Origin of the sequence: Ralstonia sp. RL (assembly GCF_001683835.1) — a bacterium.
Taxonomy (GTDB): Bacteria; Pseudomonadota; Gammaproteobacteria; order Burkholderiales; family Burkholderiaceae; genus Ralstonia; species Ralstonia mannitolilytica.
The window spans coordinates 1-1,841 of sequence record NZ_LWRX01000026.1 but is presented as its reverse complement, the minus strand read 5'-3'; the positions used below and the strand labels follow the sequence as shown (position 1 = coordinate 1,841).

The following is a 1,841-nucleotide window of genomic DNA, read 5'->3' as shown; positions in this document are numbered from 1 at the left end:
TGGTGGTGCAGGACCTGGCCCAGGTTGCGGCGGCTTGACCGGCATGGAGGCGAAGCACGACATGAACGATTGCGCCGGCCAGCCGCCACAGACGGCCATGCCCGATTTCCCGCCCACCTCGCACCCCACGCCCTCCTCGTCCCCATCGTCCCCATCGTCCCCATCGTCCCCATCGTCCGCTTGGTCCGCCTGCTGCGCTTCGTCCGCTTGCGCGGCCGACGCCGCCGGCGACGATCCCGCCTGGGTGATGCTGGATGACGAATTCACGCCGATCCGCGAACACGAGTTCGAGTCGCTGTTCGCCGTTTCCAACGGCTATCTCGGCAGCCGCGGCTCCCTTCCGTTCGGCGGCGCCATGTCGGCGCCCACCGTCTTCATCGCGGGTGTCTTTGACATCATCCCGCCTTCCCGGCAGCCGGAACTGCTGGCCCTGCCGGGCTGGACCCTGCTGGCGCAGCGCATCGGCCCGCAGCCCCTGGCAATGGCAAAGCTGGCGGTCACCGGGCACCGTCGCCTGCTCGATATGCGGCATGGCATGTTCCGGCGCGAATTCCGCTTCGGGCAGCCGGATGGTCCCGTGATGTGCATCAGTTTTCTGCGCATCGCCTCGCTGGCCGAGCGGCATGTCCTGCTGCAATCCTCGCTTTGTGTATCGGAAACCTACTCCGGCCCGATGGAGATACGCTCCGGCTTCCTGCTGACGCCGGGCATGTCCGGCGACGCCTTCGCGCCGGTCGTGACCTGCCGCGACACGCCTTACGGTCCGGTGCAGGTGTTCGAGCACAGGACGCGCACCGGGACCAGCATCGCGATGGCGCTGGCGACCCGCTTTTGCGTTGCCGACGGCGGCGATGCCTGCACCGGCCGCAGCGCGGGCCGGCTGGACCAGACCCTGGAGATCGTGGTCGAGGCCGGCAAGACCTATCGCAACGACTGGTTCCAGGTGTGTTACACCTCGCGCGACACCGGGCAGCCGTCGGAAGCCGCGCTCGCGCAGCTGCAGCGGCTGCTGGCCGAGGGCGCGCCCGCCGCCGTGCGGCGCCATGCGGCGGCATGGGAGCGGCGCTGGGAGACGGCCGGCGTCGAGGTCAGCGGCGACCCGGAAGCGCAGCGCGCGCTGCGCTTCGCCTGCTATCACCTGGTGTCGGCCGCCAATCCCGGGGACGAGCATGTATCCATCGGCGCGCGCGCGCTGACCGGCGCGGGCTACAAGGGCCATGTGTTCTGGGACACCGAAATCTACCTGCTGCCGTTCTACACCCTCACCGACCCGGCGTCGGCGCGCGCCCTCCTGATGTACCGCTACCACACGCTGGACGCGGCCAGGGAAAACGCGCGCCGGCGCGGCTATGCCGGCGCGCTGTATGCCTGGGAGTCGGCCGATTCCGGAGAGGACGTCACGCCGTCGCACGCGGTCGCGCCCACCGGCGAGGTGCTTCCGGTGCTGACCGGCGCGCAGGCGCACCATATCAGCGCCGACGTCGCCTATGCGGTCTGGCAGTACTGGCAGGCGAGCGGCGACGACGAGTTCCTGGGCGGCCCCGGCGGCGAGATGCTGCTGGAGACCGCGCGCTTCTGGGCCAGCCGCGGCCGCATCGAGGCCGACGGGCGTTATCACATCCGGCAGGTGATCGGGCCGGACGAATACCACGACGGCGTCGACGACAACGCGTACACCAACTGGATGGCGCAATGGAACCTGGAATGCGCGGCGGCGGCGGCGCGCATCCTGCAGGAGCGCTGGACGCAGCGCTGGCGCGCGCTGTCCGCACGCGTCGGACTCGGCGCGGACGAAGTCCGGACATGGCGTTCGATCGCCGCTGCCATGTACGCCGGCATCG

The 1,841-nt window shown here is 70.1% G+C and carries 1 protein-coding gene; it reads left to right on the top strand.

The window, feature by feature from the left end; genetic code table 11:
- Positions 1-247 precede the first annotated feature (247 nt).
- Positions 248-1,841, top strand: a 1,594-nt coding sequence (locus A6M56_RS03730; RefSeq protein WP_286757766.1) for a glycoside hydrolase family 65 protein, incomplete at its 3' end; no start/stop codon positions are given.